This is a genomic window from Actinomycetota bacterium (assembly GCA_030017835.1).
Lineage (GTDB): Bacteria > Actinomycetota > Aquicultoria > UBA3085 > Oleimmundimicrobiaceae > Yes70-04.
This window is the reverse complement of record JASEGU010000006.1, coordinates 1-17,211: the sequence shown is the minus strand read 5'-3', so window position 1 is coordinate 17,211 and position 17,211 is coordinate 1. Positions and strand designations below refer to the sequence as shown.

The following is a 17,211-nucleotide window of genomic DNA, read 5'->3' as shown; positions in this document are numbered from 1 at the left end:
TGACCATGGCTCTCCTCTTAGGCTCCTCGGCCATAGATACCGGCGCGACGGGTGAAGGTATTCCCGCTACCGATCAGCGGGGAGTGGCCCGTCGTCCTCAAGGGGCCGGCATAGATATCGGAGCCTATGAGTATAAGGGAACATCCACCGCTTGGCGGAGGAGGCGGCGGCGGAGGTGGCGTCCTCCCCTACACCGAGGGCTATCTAAACGTTAGATTCAGCACCGATACCGGAGCCTTCGGAAATCTGACCCATACCTTGGAGAAGGATATACCATCCGGAGCCCCAACCGGCTACACTTTTCCTTACGGATTATTCTCCTTCAACGTAACCCAGGTGAATGCGGGCTCCACCATCAAGGTGACCATCACCTTCCCGGACAAGATACCGGCCGGCAGTGAGTACTGGAAGTACCTAGGAGGCAAGTGGGTAAACTGCACCTCCCTCATCTCAGATAATGATGGGGATAACGTCCTCATCCTCACCCTGACCGATGGAGGGCTCGGAGACGCCGATGGCCTGGCCAACGGGATGATATCCGATCCCGGTGGGGTAGCCATCAAGGGAGCTAGCACTCTGACCACCGCCACCATGAGGATAGGTCAAAAGAGCTATACGGTGGGAAGCAGCACAAGCAACATGGACGTCGCCCCCTACGTCAAGAATAACCGGACCTATGTTCCGGTCAGGTATCTGGCCTACGCCTTGGGGATAGCCGAAAAGGATGTCAAGTGGGATGCGGCCACTAAGACCGTTACTCTAACCAAGGGTTCCACCGTGGTTAAGTTGGTCATCGGCAGCAAGACCTTGAGCAAGAACGGAATAGCTAGCCAGATGGACGTCTCTCCTGAGACGACTCCTCCCGGACGGACCATGCTCCCGGCAAGATGGGTAGCAGAGGCCTTTGGAGCCACCGTCACCTGGAACAAGACGACTCAGACCGTGACCATCACCTATTGATGGGATAGGGCAAAGAGAGCAGTAAGAAGGAATGAGGTTAGAGGCCCCAAATATTGGGGCCTCTATGTTTTGCAAAACTATTATAAGTGGACCAGGAATAAATCCAAGATTTCTCTGGAAAGATTACCGGCTTTATGTTAACATCTATATAATCTAATATTAGATCCCGCCCAAATGATTTTGGGTTTTTCTTTTTTAGGTCAACAAATTATTCAGTTCTAAGCTTTTTGAAAGGAAGCGACATGAAGAAAATAAAGGTCTTGGCTCTGGTAGTGACTGGGTTACTGACTTTCGCGTTCGTTTCGGGTTGTCTTGAGGATGATGGCACAAAACTTGAGCCTTCCCCGGTTAAAAACCGTCACGACGAGGGCATCTTGACCCTATACTTTGCTGACCAAGATGCAAATTTTTTGCTTGTCGAGGAGAGGGCGCTTGAAGGGGGAGCGGAGGTCGCACCAGAAGTGGCCTTAAGCGCCCTGATCGAAGGGCCCAAGATCGGCGGTCGCTTCGCTACGATTCCGAAGGAGACCGAGCTTCTCGATATAGAAATAAAGGATGAGTTCGCTTATGTCAATTTTAATAAAGGCTTCGTGGATAACTATATGCTCGGTAGCGCGGCCGAAGCCATGACTATATACTCGGTAGTTAATACGCTCACTGAATTCAAAGAGATAAAGAGCGTCAAGTTCTTGAGTGAGGGCAAATCGCTGGATATTATAGGCAGCAACTTCGATTTTAGGGTTCAGGTTTTTGAGCGTAACGAAGATTTAATTGGATCAGAAAGATAAGTTTTCCCATAGGGAGGCCAATTTGAAGTTTGAACAGCTAACTAGAGGGGCAAGAGCCACTATTCTCTCAATCCTAGTACTTGTCTTGTCCGCGCAATCTGCGCTGGCCGCTCCCCTCGTTTGCATAGATGCTGGTCACGGTGGCAAAGACACGGGAGCTCGTAGCCCTGCTTTTTTCATGGATATCTCAAGCGGTGAGACAATATTCATAACCGATGGCTCACTCAATACCGCTCTAAGCTCAGGTTTTATCGATGGTCAAATCAATCAGTTCACGGCCCTCCCAAACCGGGTTGATGTTACAACCGGTAACTTGAGGCTCAATGAGGCCGATGCCAATCTCGACATCGCGCTTCGTTTAAAGAACCTGCTCGATAACGCGGGATTTTCCAGCGTGATGACCAGAAGTCTTGACGATTATTTAACCCTTAACCAGAGGTGCGCCCTTGCTAATTCGGCCAATGCTTCCGTATTTATCTCCATCCATAATAATTCCTCCGCATATAATCCCTTAGCAAACGGAGTAGAGACTTACTACTATCCGGCCAGCCCACTCGGTGGACTTCTGGCCATAAATCTTCAGCAGGGCCTTATCAAAGAGTTGGGTTCCTCTGATCGAGGGACGAAGAAAGCGACTTTCGTCGTCTTAAGCGGCACCAATATGCCCTCAGCTTTAATTGAGGGAGCTTTCGTATCCAACCAGGACGAAGCGAGACTTCTTTTGACCCCGGATTATCGCCAAAAGATAGCCCAAGGTATCGCGAGCGGCCTAAACAGCTATCTTTCACTCCGCCACTACAGCGATGTTCCTCCCGAGCACTGGGCCTATCCCTATATAGAGCGATTGACCATCGAAAACGTCGTTAGTGGCAGGCCGGACGGCTCATTTGTTCCCGAATTCAAGATAGATAGGGCAGAGTTTGCCAGGATGATATGCAAGGCCAAGAAGTGGCCGCTGATAAATCCATCGTCTCAATCATTCCCCGATGTATCTCCCTCGCATCAAGATTATTTATACATAGAGAGCGCTAAGGCTAACGGTGTTATAAACGGTTACGAGGACGGCACGTTTAGGCCCGCAAATAAGATAACCAGAGCTGAAATCGCGGCCATGGTATCGGCTACGGCGGGCCTTAAGACAGATCTTGTTCAGACAACTTTTTCGGATGTCGCCGATACCCACTGGGCTTTGAAATCAATATTAAGCTGCCGGGGGAACGGAATCGTCAGCGGCTATCCCGATGGCACCTTTAGGCCGCAGAATGATATCACAAGAGCCGAAATATCGAAGATAATATTTAAGCTATTTACTTATTAGGAGTGGACGGCTAGAAGGTCGATATGCTAATAATGGATTCTACTATGAGAATTATTCCTATTTTCAGAGCAAGCAGAATAATGTTATTAACCCTATTGGTTCTTTTTTCCATTATGATAATCCCGCTCTCTTCAGCCCTTGCCTTTAGCTCGGATGCCCAAATAACCTTTAGTGGTCATGGCTGGGGTCACGGCGTCGGGCTCTGCCAGTGGGGAGCCAAAGGGATGGCCGAGGCCGGCTTCACTTACGATCAGATATTGGCCCACTACTATGCGGGGTCTACGGTTCAAGACGGGGCTATGCCTGCTTCCATAAAGATAGGCGTGCTTACTGGGCAGACGGAGATCCTCTTCACCTCTCCATCCGGTTTACATATAGAGATGGCAGGAGAGATACTGGCAACGGCCGGTCCAAACGAGGTATGGCGGGTTCGTCTCTCCGGCATTCAATATCAACTGGTAACGCCTGATGGCATCAGCATGGGAACCTATGTCTATCCGATACGGTTTATTCCTGTATCGGGCATGATAAGTCTTCCCCAAAAGACAAGCTATAATCGCTTTCGCGGTCAAATGATCGCTCAAATAACCTCAAGTGGTCTTACCGCCATAAACGAGCTCACCATAGAAGAGTATCTCTACGGCTGCGTTCCCTCCGAGATGCCCTTTGGCTGGCCCAAAGAGGCTTTAAAGTCTCAGGCCTGTGCCGCCCGTAACTATGCCGTAAAAAATCTGGGCAAGCACGGCACCTACGACCTTTGCGCCACAACTCATTGCCAAGTATATTTGGGGGTCGACCACGAAAAGCCATCCACTACAGCGGCCGTTAACGAAACGGCGGTCAAGCTGATCATGGCAAACGGCAGCCCAATCATAGCCTACTATCACTCCACTTGCGGCGGTTCGACCGAAAATAGCGAAAATGTCTGGACCAATGCTTTAAACTATCTTAAAGCCGCCAGCTGTCCGTTTTGCGCCTCGTCGCCTCATCGCGACTGGAGAGCCACATTTACTTTTTCCGAATTAGAGGCAAAACTTAATGCCAATCCGGAAACCTCAGTTTTGGGGGCCTTAAAGGGGATCGAGGTTGCCTCTCTTAGGGGAGAGAGAAGAGTCGGCACGGTAAAACTGACCGGGGGTCAAGGCACAAAAGAGATATCGGCAGGCAAGCTTCGAGAAGTTCTCGGAACGGGCGTTATAAAGAGCACCTGGTTTAGCATTTCGGGTGGCAGCGAGGAAGAGGCCAAAAAATCGACCGCAACTATGATTATCGGCAAGGCCGGGTATAGTTTAAATGACGTCTTTACAAGTACCGATGCGCCGCCCTACATCAAGGGTGGCCGCACTTATGTACCGGTTAGATATCTGGCCAACGCCCTAGGGATAGCTGATAGCGGGATCGACTGGAGCGGTCTCACCAGAACGGCCACCCTGACCAAAGGGGCGGATATTGTCACCTTAGCGATTGGTAGTAAAAAGTTATTAAAAAACGCCGCCGTTATCTCGATGGACGTATCTCCCGAGATAGCCGGCACAGGCAGAACCATGCTTCCCGCTCGCTGGGTAGCGGAAGCTTTTGGGGGCAGCGTAAGTTGGGACGGCGCCTCCAAGGCTGTAACTATAAAGTATTAGTGACTCGCCGAGGTTGAAGTATTTCCCTTTTCTTCATATAATGAGAGGCGCTTTGGGGTTTATTAATATTTGAGGACTTGGAGTCTTAATAAATGTGCAAAAAGCTTTCCGTTCTTGCCCTTATCCCCCTAATAATCATAACCTCCATAAGTTTTCCTCAGACAAAAACAAAAGCTTTAGTCAAAGATCCCCCTCTAACCATACTTTACGTTCCATTAGATAATAGACCGATAAATTACGATTATGTGATTGCCCTATCTAAAACGGGCGATGGAATAGAACTCATCTTGCCACCTGCCGATCTCTTAAATACGGGAGAAGCCACAACCGATGCTCCGCACATTTGGCAATGGGTCTTTAAGAACGCCAAGGAGGCCGACGCCCTAGTCCTTTCTCTAGACACCCTCTTCTATGGAGGTCTTGTACCATCCCGCAAGCACCAATTGCAGCCCGCTCAGCTCCAAGATCGCATCACTAAGCTCTATAAGTTAACTGATGCTATCAATGCGCCGGTATATGCCTTCTCTACGGTTATGCGTTCCCTTAACCCCAGAGGGGAGCAGCATTCTTTTAGTCCCGATGCCATTAACCGCCGAAATCTCAATTTACAGATGACCGAAAAGACCCTTTTGATGGTGGAATCGGGCAAAATAGACTTTCTCATAGTGAGCCTGGACGATGTCGTATCATTTAGCAAGGCCGACAAGGGGAGCAATCGTCTAACCGAGGCTATTGCGACCGCAAACAAGAAGGCCAGACGGGTTGAGGTTTTTCACGGTGCCGATGAATTGGGCTCCCTCTTGTTTGCGCGAGCCGTAAATGATTTAAGCGGCTACAAACCAAAAATTTTTGTCACATCTCTAAGCGATTTGGAGAACAGGACCATCCTCTTATACGAGGATAGGCCCTTTATTTCAAGCATGTCTCTAAAAATCAATGCGCTGGGAGGTCAACCGGTCAGCGATCCCGATGCTGCAGATCTTGTCTTGCTGATAAATGCGGCGCAAAACGGCGTCAGAGAGGCTTCCGCCCAGAGCGGGGGGCCGCCTTCTGAGTATCATCATCTCTTGGCTAATAAAATAGAATCTTTGATATCGCGGGGCTATCCGGTTGCTTTGGCGGATATCTCATATGCAAACGGGGCAGACGACTCCCTGATGAAGCTTCTGGCCGAAAAGAGGCTGTTATTCGGTCTAGCCGCCTATTCTGGCTGGAATACTGCGGCCAACAGTATCGGCACGGCCCTGGCTCAAGGTTCCCTCTATAGTCTCTATCGCCAGAAGGAGAGCCTTAACAAGGACGCTCACCTTCAGAATTTGGCCCTAAGGATGGTAGAGGATTGGGGATACCAGGCCAGAATAAGACGGAAGATTCTGGATCGCTACGGTCTCGCCCATGGCGGCATTCCTCTTCCGCCATATATTATTGAGGCGGTTATGGCCGATCTAAACTCGAACCTACCGATCTTTTTTGCCACTGACCTGGCGAATAATTTTCCAAATGTGTATCTGTCAGAAATCGCTCTTCCTTGGGATAGGCTCTTTGATATTTCTTTTCGGGTCGAAATAAACCCCTAAAATTGAACAATATGAATGGATGCATGCAAAAATCGAGAGAAATCATTGTGTATTGGGTTTCATTAAGCTTAAATTGAAATGACTCGCTGCCTCTTTAGGCTGGAAGGGGAAGAATGATCGATATCAAAAAAATGCTTAGGGTCATGGTCATTGTAGGTGTTATAGCCTCTCTCATCCTCGGCTATAACCGGATGGTCATCGATGCCAAGAATAATGTGGTTGAGCTTGCCCTTGACTTCAGGGATTTAACGGAACTCTCCCGGCTCTCCGGTCGGAGTATCCCCAACCTCTTGGATGAGGCAAAAAAGGCCAAGATTACCGATATTGCCATCTACGAAGACACAATTATGGATCTCACCATAAAAGGCAAGGCCGCATATCTCTGTGGCGCTGAGATTAGAAGCCTCTATGCAACATCCGCCCCCCTTGGCCAGAAGGGTTTTTCGCTGAGCCGGATTAGACCCGGCTATCAATATATACTCTTTACCGATCTTAGCGCTTGCCGGCGGGCTTTTTCCAACTTAAGCTCGCGCTACGGCCAAGAGGTGGCCAAAATGGTGGGCGATCGTCTAATAGAGATAGCCACCGTCGATCAAGAGATAGAGATGCTCTCAATGGGTTACGACCCTGAAATGGTTGCCATGATCCACGAGAGAGGCTTAAAAACGGTTGCCGTGCTAAGAAATGACGGGCGCATAAAAAAGGAAGGCATTCAGACTATCGTTAACAACATTCATCTTATCGGGGCCGATATAGCGATCTCCCTTGGTAAAGAGGTGGCCGCCTATGCTCCCCCCGGTGCCAATCAGGAAGTCTCCATAGCCGATCTTACCGAAGCCCTAAAAAGGGAGGGCGTGGGGCTCGGTTTTCTTGAGATGGTTGCCATAGAAGGCAAAGGGTCTCTTGTCGAATCGGCTGGCCAAGAAGGAGTAAAAATACACGAGGTTGCCGAGTGGCGAACTGAAAAATCAACCCCGGCCGAAGTGGTGGCCACCATCCGGGCGGCCGTGCGGGATAGAAGTATACGCCTAGTTTACCTGCGTTTCTTTTTGAAGGGAGCGACCGGCCCCTCGTTGGCCGAGCGTAACATCGCCTACCTTCAAAATGTTAGAGAGAGCCTGGTATCGGCCGGTTACCGCCTAGGAGACTTCAGCGTTCCCAAGGTTGAGGAGAGCCCTTTCACCACCCTCTTGACAGCCCTTATCTCACTTGCTGTCTTGGCCGGCTTTGCCCTTCTCCTCCTTCATCACTTGAAGGTTAGCCGCCTCGCTATCTTGGCTCTTTTTTCAGCCATCGTAGCTGTCGCCTTCTTAGCAACGGGCAGGGAGGTTATGCTCTTTAAAGGCCTCGCCTTGCTTGCCGCCTGTCTCTTTCCTGCCCTTAGCTTGGTTTCAATGGAAAAAGAGATAATAAAAGAGAAGTCTTCCCCTTTGAGGTATCTCTCTTCCGCTATTCTTCTCATCAAGGTTTCACTCATAACCCTAACTGGTGGTCTAATCGTCTCCTCTCTTCTTTTAAGGGAGAGCTTCTTGCTAGGTGTGGACACCTTCACCGGCGTTAAGATAGCCTATCTGGCGCCTATACTGGCGGTTATCCATATCCTCAGCCAGAGGTGGCAGCCGATAAAAGGCGGTCTTAAAGAGTTTTTCAATGAACCCATCCTAGTAAAATACGTCATCTTGGGCGGGTTTATGACGGCCGCCGCCGCTTTTTATTTAATCCGCTCGGGCAACGCTTCGGCCGAATTCGTGCCTGCTTCAGAGCTGTTATTGAGAAAGCTTTTAGATAGCATCTTGTTGGTCAGGCCACGCTTTAAGGAGTTTCTCATTGGCCATCCCGCCCTCATCCTTGCCGCATCTGGTCTTTTTGACCGCAAAACGACATGGGCTTTGGCTATTTTGGCAACGATTGGCCAGATATCGCTCGCTAATACCTTCTGCCATACCTACTCGCCCCTCTGGGTCTCTCTTTTTAGGAGTTTCAATGGTCTGGTCCTGGGTCTCCTGATCGGTCTTGTTGCTGCTTTTATATATGAAGCAACGGCCAAATTCATCAAAAATGCCTCATAAGAGGGTCGTCATCTCCGGCTACTACGGATTTGATAGTGTAGGCGACGAGGCGATACTTCTTTCTCTCATCATGGCCATAAAAGAAGAAATGGCAGACGCTGAGATAACCGTCCTATCATCTGAGCCCGTTAAGACGGCTCACACCTTTAGCGTTCAAGCGGTGAGCCGGAGCGATCTTTTTGCGATCGTTAAGATACTGAAGGTCTCCGATCTTCTTATTAGCGGTGGTGGCGGTCTGTTTCAGGATATCTTCAGATTAAATAGTGTGCTCTACTATGGTGGCCTGATAGCTTTGGCTAAAATGCTTGGCTTAAAGGTTGCTATCTATTCTCAAGGGGTGGGGCCCCTAAATAGGGTCTCTGCGCGCCGCTTTACCCGCGGCGCCTTCTCTGTGGCCGATCTTATCACCATCAGGGACGTTCAATCCAAGGAGCTGCTTGAAGAGATTGGGGTCAAAAAGGAGATCATCGTCTTGGCCGATCCTGTTCTTGGTCTTGACATCCCCTTTGAGCCCCCCGAAAAAGGCGAGGGCAAAAGTCCTTACATCGGCATCGCCCCCCGCGACTGGCCGGGCGGCGATCTTCAAAGACTTGCCGAATTAGCCGATCGGCTGATAAGCGAAGAGAAGGCGGATATCATCCTCATTCCCATGAAATATCCCGAAGACCTCATCTTTGCCAAGGAGATAGAGGTCAGGATGACAGGTAGGGCCGAGATCTTGGACGCACCCGATCCCCTGGCCACTCTCAAGGCTATCAGCAAGCTCGATTTTCTTATCGGCATCCCCCTCCATTCCCTCGTGATGGCCGCCAAGGTCAAAGTGCCCTTTCTGGCTATCCTCTACGACCCTAAGGTCGAAAACTTTCTCAAGCTTGTTGGCCGCGAGCCCCCCTTAAGACTTAAATCATTCTCTGCCCAAGAAGCGGCTGCTAAGGTAAGAGCCGGTTTACGAGGAGAGAGATACAGCCCCGTTCAAGAAGGGGCGATCGAAAGACTTTCTGCCAAGGCTCACTCGGCCGCTGAGCTCGCCCTGGGTCTTCTTAAAAAAACTTATCTCCTTGGCCTTAAGGTTGACGTCATGGGGCTCAAAGAAGCCACTCCGCTCCTTGAGCGCCTTATCAAAGAGGGTGGTTCCCACAGGGTCATCACCCTAAATACTGAAATGGCCGTTCTCGCTCAGAATGACAAGGAGCTCTGTTCCATCATCAATCAATCCGACATGGTCCTTGCCGACAGCTTCGGTATAAAATGGGCCGCTCGCCTGAGAGCCAAAGTAACCGGCGTCGATCTGGTCTACGCTCTAAGCTCTCTGGCCGCAAAGAAAGGCTATAAGGTCGCCTTCTTTGGCGGTGAAGATGGCGTCGCCGCCGCTGCTGCCCAAAATCTGTCTCAGGAATACCCCGGCCTTAGTGTCATAGGCACTTACCACGGGTTTTTATCTGCCAAGGAGGAGCAGGATATGATGAGCGGCTTCAGAGCCGATTCACCTGACATACTTTTTGTAGGTCTTGGTATTCCCAAGCAGGAGAAGTGGATAGCGACTAACCAAGAAGACTTGAAAATACCCCTGGCTTTAGGCATAGGCGGCAGTTTCGATGTCATCTCCGGCAGGACCAAGAGGGCTCCCGCCGTTGTTCAGCGCTTGAATTTGGAGTGGCTCTACCGTCTTTTGGCTCAGCCCAAAAAGAGATTTAAGCGGGTCGCCCTCTCCCTTCCCAAATTTGTTTACTTGGTTATCAAAGATCGCTTTTAAATCATCGTCGCCTCTTTCATTATCTTCAAGACCGTTGCTCCACGTAATATTTATATGGTTTAATCTTGTGACCGATATGAACTCAATGAAAAGACATCAAACAGGAATATCATATATCGTTCTTTTAAGCTTTCTGGCCATGCTCCTTCTGGCTCTGGTGGGATTGGATGCAAAGGCTCAAGGTTTGAGCCTATCGCGGGCTCCTTTGGCGGGATCAGCTCTCACTTCGGCTGCGGGCGAGATCATCGTAAAGTTTATACCCGGGTTGACAAGGCAAAAGAGAGAAGGTCTGAATAAAGCGATTGGAGCTCGCAGCAAGGGATTTATTGAAGAGTTAGGTATCGAGCTTGTGGAATCGGTTGACGCCTCTCTGGCTGAAGAGTTGGTTTTGGCTTACCGATCATCGGGTTTGGTGGAATTTGCCGAGTCGAACGGCTTCCGCCAGGCCGCCAGGGTCCCAAACGATCCGCGTTTTCACGAACAATGGAATTTGAATCTCATCGGGGCGCCCTTAGCTTGGGATATCTCTACCGGATCTTCGGAAGTGGTCGTTGCTGTCATCGATACCGGCATAGACTTGCATCACCCCGATCTTGCCGCAAACATCTGGCAGAATTCTGACGAGATACCGGCAAACGGCCTCGATGATGATAACAACGGCTTTATTGACGATTCTTATGGTTGGAACTTCGTAGACGGAAACAACAGCGTCGCAGACGACGATTCAAACGGGCATGGCAGTCATGTGGCCGGCATAATAGCGGCCGTCAGTGATAATGCTTTGGGTATTGCCTCTCTAGCTCAGAAATGCCCAGTAATGCCCATTAAGGGCCTTAACAGACAAGGTTACGGAGATGACTATAAAATCGCTAAAGCCATCACCTATGCGGTCGACAACGGAGCTGACATAATAAATATAAGCTTCGGCGGTTCGAGTCGTTCCGAGGCCCTGCTTAGGGCGGTTGAATACGCTCGAAGAAAAGACGTGGTTGTGGTTGCCGCCGCTGGAAATGACGCTCAGGCAGAGGTTATCTATCCGGCAGCCTTTCCCTACGTGATAGCCGTCTCCGCAACCGATGTTCATGACAACATTGCTCCCTACTCAAACTATGGAGATGCGGTAGATCTGGCTGCTCCCGGTGGAGACTCAAGAAGGCCGATACTCAGCACATCCAGGTCAGCCTCGTATACCTATGGGATGGGGACGTCTTTGGCCACCCCTCACGTGGCTGCCCTGGCCGCTCTTATCCGCTCCGCCCATCCCGCCCTAAAAGCGAACGAGGTGGAGCGGGCGCTGGAGAGCTCGGCTCTGGATAGGGGGGATTACGGCTGGGACAGATATTATGGCTTTGGCCGAATAGATGCGGCTAAAGCCTTAATCTCCCCGCTGATCATCAGCGACCCCTATGAGCCAAACGATACCTTTGCTACGGCTTACCCCATCTCCTTTGGTCGCCTCAAAGCCAAGATGGCTAAATACGCCGATGACTTCGATACTTATAGCTTCACGGTTTCCGATCCACCCAAAGAGCTTTCAATAATTCTGTCCAACATCCCTGAAGCCTCCAATTACGAAGTAAAGCTCTACGATTACCTTCACCGCCCCTTGAACGTCTCTAATGGCCAGGGAGCAAAAGAACGTATCGACTACCGTGCCGTCTCCTCTGGTACTTATTACATATCAATTTCGGCTCGAAGGGGAAGTGGCAGCGACGACAAGGATTATCTCTTGAGCTTAATGCTTGAGGGTCAAACATTTAAGTTTAACGATCTCTCATATTTTCACTGGTCTTTTGAGGATGTAAGCTACTTAAGCGCTCAAGCGCTCATCAGCGGCTATCCCGATGGTTCTTTCCGTCCAACCAACCCGGTCAGCCGGGCCGAATTCGCCTCCCTTATCTGTAAAATACGAGGCTGGGATCGGACAGGCCCAAAAGAGCCCTCTTTTCCGGATGTTTTTGCCTCTCATTGGGCTTATCTAGACATCGAGGCGGCCAAGTCTCATGGCGTCATTTCCGGCTATGAGGATGGCTCTTTTAGGCCGGACGGCCCGGCCACTAGGGCCGAGATATCCAGCATGATCTTTGCATTAAACAACCTCGCTCCGGGCACTTCAGGCCCTTCTTTTTTGGACGTCCCGGTCGCCCATTGGGCCTATTCACCCATTATGACGTGCAGAAATAATGGCCTCATCTACGGCTATCAGGGCGGCGCCTTCCGGCCGCGCGCCCGCGCCAGCCGGGCGGAAGTCTCGGCCATTCTCGCCCGTCTTCTGCGTTCATATGCTTCTTAAGCCTTATTCTTCACTGGCTTGTTCCACACCCAGCGCTCCCCTTAAAGCGGGGGATTTCATCAGACAATTCATTACCGCATTAACGTTAATTCGTTAATGGCTTCTTCGATCTCATTTTCGCAAAAACCTTCCATCTTGGCCTCCGCTGGTCTATAATTTCACTCATGAGAAAGAAGATGCCAAACGATTGGTCATATCTTGATTTGGTCTTACCCCGTCCTTAAATTATCTCTCTCATCTCTTAGAAATTACCCTTTTCAAACTGGGAGTAACTTTATGGCTTCTCAAACGTCTAAACCAAAAAGGGCCGAAAGCCCCCTTTTCTTGATCGGAGTCGATGGGTGATCTCCGAAGAGGAATTGTTGGGTCTGGTAAAACGGGCCAAAGAGCGCGATGAGGCCGCCTTTTCGGAGCTTTATCGACTCTATTTGAAAAAGGTATATGGCTTCATTCACTACAGGGTAAGCAGCGCTCAGGTAGCCGAAGACCTAACATCCAAGGTCTTTCTTAAAGCCTTTGAGAAGCTGCCAACCTTAAGTGGTGATGGCCTGGTCTTTGTGGCCTGGATGATGCGGATAGCGGCCAATTCGGTCACCGACTATTATCGGTCCAAAGGCAAGCATGACGGCCTCTTTGTGGGCGGCGATGAGGCAATGGACGCGGCCTTGAACTCGCCAAGCGCTGGCGACGTGGAAGAGGCGGTCTTAAGCTCCTTCCAATACGAGCGGGTCAAAAGGGCGGTCTTGGAGTTGTCCGAAGATCAGATGCGGGTGATACTCTTAAAATATATGTCTGGCATGACCAACGCTGAGGTGGCCGAGGTCTTAAGCAAGACGGAGGGCGCTGTAAAGGCGCTCGCTTTTAGAGCAGTGGAATCACTTGGTAAAAAGTTAGGGAATGGACATGACGGTAGGCAGTTTTGAACTTAAACGCATGTTTGAAGAAGCCCTCTTAAAGCTCAATGAGGGCGAGACGTTTGATGATATTATTGCAAGTCACCGGGCTCTGGCCGGTGATCTTAAGGTTCTTCTCAGAGCGGATGAGCTTCTAAGGGCCCATCTCTTTGAAGAAGAACCAAGCCCCGTTTTTGCCGACGAGTTTGAAAAGAAGCTGATAAGCTCGATTTACCAAGCGCCGGTGGGGGGGCGGGCCAAGAATTCATTCCTATATTACAGGGCCTTTTCGCTTTCGGCCAGAGTGGCGGTGGCGAGCGTATTATGCTTTGCCCTTCTTGGCGGAGGGGCCGCCCTTTCTGAAAGTGCCTTGCCGACCAGCCCGCTCTACGCCTTGAAAAAAGGGGCCGAATCGGCCCGCTTGGTTTTTGCCGTTAGCAATGAATCCAAGGCCCGCCTTCACGTAAAGTTTGCCCAAAAGCGGCTGGATGAGCTCAAAAACTTAAGGGAAGAAGAAGCGGCTGGCGGGGCCAAAGAGGCCCTAATGGCCGAGTTCGATAAGAATATTAGGCTGGCAGAAGACTTGGCGGCGCCAGAGATATCAAAAGATAAAGCCGGTCTCCTTATCAGGGCAGGCGAGCTCATCGGCGGAGCAGAGCTAGCCTTAAAGGGCGGCGGCTTAAATCAATCACCTGCCCATGACGCCTCACCTGATCCTTTAAACCCCTCTCTGGGTGGAGAGGCGGGTGAGCCAGGCCAGCCGGCCTTGGAATCATCAACTTTGGCGGCCACCTATCAGAGGGCGTCCCTTGCCCCTTTGACCATCAGCGATCTTGCCGCTGATAACTTAAACTTCAGCCCCAACGGCGACTCTGTAAAAGATGAGGTCAAGATCACCTTAAAAGCCAGAAGCGGCCAGAGGTTGAGCGGGGCCATCTTCAGGGGCGACATTGTCATCTCTTCGAACTTGAGATTTAAGGAGAACGAAAGCGGCGGCTCTTACTGGGCCCGCTGGGACGGCCGAGATGACGGCGGGAGCGCCCTGGATAATGGCGTCTATACCATCAAGGTCTTTGACGGCTTGGGACGTTATAGCTCAACCGATATCAGGGTAATCCTGGATACGGCCCCTCCCTCATTCTCGCTGCAGGCGCCCTTGGACGGTCAGGTTTTTGAAGGCGGCGGCCCAACCTTCGCCTGGCAGTTGGTCGGAGATGCAGCAAGTTATACCCTGCAAATTTCAACCGCGCCAGATTTTAGGAGCGGCAGCACTTTAACCTTCAAGGATTTGGCAGATAACGTATTCACCCTGGCCAGCTCAAAACTTAAAGGCGGGCGTTATTTCGTCCGCGCTCTGGCCACAGATCTGGCCGGTAATGTCAGCTCCACCACCGCATCAACCTTTACCCTGCTGGCTGGTGGGGAAGAAGATAAAAAATAAAGGCGGACAAATCCGTAACCATTTTGCCCATATTTCGTCTATAATTAGGGATGAATGTCATAAGGAGTCTTTTGCTTTAGTTTGTCGCATTTTAAGGGCAAGGTGAAGTTTAAAGAAATTTAGCATCGGGAAGGGGGTGTTAATAGAAGATGAAAAATATAAACCAAACAAAACAAACAAAAAAAGGAGAAAGAAACTTGAAAAGAAAAGCAATCGCTTTACTTGTGGCTACCATGATGGCCTTAAGTTTGGTCCCCATGATGGCCATGCCGGCCTTTGCGGCCACCGTCAGCGGCGTTAGCTCTCCTCCCAACCTCTTGATCAATGCGACCAATCAAGCTATCGGCAATGTGGTCATCACCGAGAGTTATGCGGGAGAACTTGCTGTTGGCACAACGGTAACCGTCACCCTGCCGAGCGGCGTAGATTTCGTTGCGACGGCCCCTCAAAATGTGGCGATAGTTGCAGGTGCGGGCAATGGATATGCCGCGGCTACTGACGTAACCACGGCTCTTGTTGCGTCCGGCGCTGATCAGGTAGTTGCCACCGTGATAGCTGCCTCGACTGGTCTGGGCGGCACGATAGTCATACCTGGTGGCACAGGCGCGTTTTCAGTTGATCTCGACAATACCGTTGCCCCAGGTGATGTTCTGGCTACCATCACCTCTTCTAGCGGTCAGGTAAGCGGCACGGTCAAGATAGGCACGGCCGTTAACGCCAGCACAAACAGCACTTGCATCACTTCGCCTCTACCCAACGTTCTGGCCGGTGTTAATAATCAGGCTATCGGACAACTCAGGATTGAAGAGAACGTGGCCGGCGTCCTTTCGAACGGCCAGACCATTACCGTTACCACTCCCAGCGGAACCTCCTTCAACGCTGCTCCTGTGGTCACTGTAACCACCGTAAACGGCCTCGCCGGCGCGCTGACTCTAGTGAGCAACATGGCGACCCTGACCAATGCCAATAGGGTGGCCACCTGGACGGTTGGTGCGGCCAGCACCAACCGCTCGCGGATGACCATCACCACCGCCGCCCGTTTGAATGTGGGAGCCCAAGTTCCGCCCGGAGAGATCAAAGTTACGGTCGGCGGGAGTGATCCCGACATCCAAGCCCAGGATGTGTCCATAGCCAAAGTGATCAGCCTAGGCACCGAGAACACCTGCACCACCAGCCCCATCCCCAACCTGACGATCGGCGGCGGGGCCCAAGCGGTCGGCAACATCAGGATAGAGGAGAACGCGGCAGGCTCCCTCATCGGAAGCGGCCGTTACATCACCTTAACCGCTCCTGACAATGTCGTCTTTACGGCGGCTCCGACCGTAGCAGTTGCGACAGGCGACTTGGTTCTGGGTGCCACCAGCCTGAGCGTCGATGGCAAGGTGGTCACCATCACCATAGCCATCGCCAGCACGGTAAGATCTCGGATCAATATAACCATGCCCACCATGACCCCCAATGCCGATGCTCTGCCCGGCGACTTAAACATCGCCATCGGCGGCACGGCCGGCGCCACGGCGGGCACGGTTAAGGTTGGCCTTCTTAGGCTTCCAGGAAGCATAGCCGCAGCTTCCAAACCTAGCATTAAGCTGGGCGATCAAGGCGCTTCCGTGGGCAACCTGACCGTAACCGAGAACTTTGCCGGAGCTTTTGCTGGCAACATCGATATCCGTCTGCCCAGCGGCGTGGAGTGGTATAGCGTCCTTCCGACGGTTACCGTTAGCGGCAACATGGTCATCGGAACCCCGACCAGGATCCCGGGCTACTATGCCAACGATACCTTCAGGATCCCCGTGATCGTGGCCAGCGTGGGCAGCCCGTCAACGCTCACGATAACCGGCATTAAGTACAACGCTCAAGCGGGCGCGGTTCTGGGCTCTGTCTATGCTAAGCTCCAGAACTCCAACCAGATGAAGGTGGCCAACGCCAACCTGGTGTCCGGCGTGACCCAGGCTACCTTCGTGATAGGCCAAAACACCTATACGGCGGGTGGTGTCACCTATGTCATGGATGCCAAGGCCTACACCAAGGATGGACGCGCCTTTGTGCCGGTTAGGTATCTCGCCTACGCCATGGGCATCAGCGGGAGCGGGATCGCTTGGGACGCTGCCACTAAGACCGTTACTCTAACCAAGGGTTCCACCGTGGTTAAGTTGGTCATCGGCAGCAAGAACCTCGACAAGAACGGAGCTGTGACCACTATGGACGTCGCTCCTGAGACTGTCGGTGGACGCACCATGCTTCCTGCTCGCTACGTTGCCGAGGCTTTCGGCGGTAACGTCGACTGGAACAGCGCTAACCAAACCGTCTATATAACCTATCTTTAAGTCTTAAAGATTTAAAGAGAAGTTATTTAGGCTAAGCATTAAGAAAAGACCCCTCGAAAGAGGGGTCTTTTCTTTCTCTCCTAACTTCTCTCTTCTCCTTCTTTTCTTTCCTTTCCTTTTCTTTCCTTTCCTTTCCTTTCCCTCCATCTCACCATTACCGC

The 17,211-nt window shown here is 51.3% G+C and carries 12 protein-coding genes; all 12 read left to right on the top strand.

Annotated elements, in window-relative coordinates; genetic code table 11:
- Positions 1-5 precede the first annotated feature (5 nt).
- Positions 6-215: a choice-of-anchor Q domain-containing protein gene (locus QMD53_02705; GenBank protein ID MDI6799568.1), complete on the top strand. Its 210-nt coding sequence runs from the start codon at positions 6-8 to the stop codon at positions 213-215.
- Positions 127-960, top strand: a complete 834-nt coding sequence (locus QMD53_02700; protein ID MDI6799567.1) for a stalk domain-containing protein — start codon at positions 127-129, stop codon at positions 958-960. Before QMD53_02705 ends, QMD53_02700 begins: the two co-directional genes overlap by 89 nt.
- 242 nt (positions 961-1,202) lie before the next feature.
- The gene (locus QMD53_02695) at positions 1,203-1,748 is read left to right on the top strand and encodes a GerMN domain-containing protein (protein MDI6799566.1); all 546 of its coding nucleotides are present in this window, start codon (positions 1,203-1,205) and stop codon (positions 1,746-1,748) included.
- A gap of 22 nt (positions 1,749-1,770) precedes the next feature.
- Positions 1,771-3,066 carry an N-acetylmuramoyl-L-alanine amidase gene (locus QMD53_02690; GenBank protein ID MDI6799565.1) on the top strand — a complete coding sequence of 432 codons (1,296 nt, stop codon included), beginning with the start codon at positions 1,771-1,773 and terminating at the stop codon, positions 3,064-3,066.
- Positions 3,067-3,638: 572 nt separating this feature from the next.
- Positions 3,639-4,697, top strand: coding sequence for a SpoIID/LytB domain-containing protein (locus QMD53_02685; GenBank protein MDI6799564.1), 1,059 nt, complete (start codon positions 3,639-3,641; stop codon positions 4,695-4,697).
- Between the two features lie 92 nt (positions 4,698-4,789).
- Complete coding sequence (locus QMD53_02680) at positions 4,790-6,274, top strand: DUF4127 family protein (GenBank protein MDI6799563.1); 1,485 nt, start codon at positions 4,790-4,792, stop codon at positions 6,272-6,274.
- Between the two features lie 113 nt (positions 6,275-6,387).
- Positions 6,388-8,343, top strand: coding sequence for a DUF5693 family protein (locus QMD53_02675; protein MDI6799562.1), 1,956 nt, complete (start codon positions 6,388-6,390; stop codon positions 8,341-8,343).
- Positions 8,333-10,096 (top strand): polysaccharide pyruvyl transferase CsaB, encoded by a 1,764-nt coding sequence (gene csaB / locus QMD53_02670; protein ID MDI6799561.1) that lies wholly within the window; start codon positions 8,333-8,335, stop codon positions 10,094-10,096. Before QMD53_02675 ends, csaB begins: the two co-directional genes overlap by 11 nt.
- Before the next feature lie 85 nt (positions 10,097-10,181).
- The gene (locus QMD53_02665) at positions 10,182-12,389 is read left to right on the top strand and encodes a S8 family serine peptidase (protein MDI6799560.1); all 2,208 of its coding nucleotides are present in this window, start codon (positions 10,182-10,184) and stop codon (positions 12,387-12,389) included.
- 341 nt (positions 12,390-12,730) lie between these two features.
- Positions 12,731-13,312: an RNA polymerase sigma factor gene (locus QMD53_02660; GenBank protein MDI6799559.1), complete on the top strand. Its 582-nt coding sequence runs from the start codon at positions 12,731-12,733 to the stop codon at positions 13,310-13,312.
- Complete coding sequence (locus QMD53_02655) at positions 13,287-14,723, top strand: DUF5667 domain-containing protein (protein ID MDI6799558.1); 1,437 nt, start codon at positions 13,287-13,289, stop codon at positions 14,721-14,723. The genes QMD53_02660 and QMD53_02655 overlap by 26 nt, the downstream gene beginning before the upstream one ends.
- Positions 14,724-14,920: 197 nt before the next feature.
- Positions 14,921-17,050: a copper amine oxidase N-terminal domain-containing protein gene (locus QMD53_02650; GenBank protein ID MDI6799557.1), complete on the top strand. Its 2,130-nt coding sequence runs from the start codon at positions 14,921-14,923 to the stop codon at positions 17,048-17,050.
- Positions 17,051-17,211 lie beyond the last annotated feature (161 nt).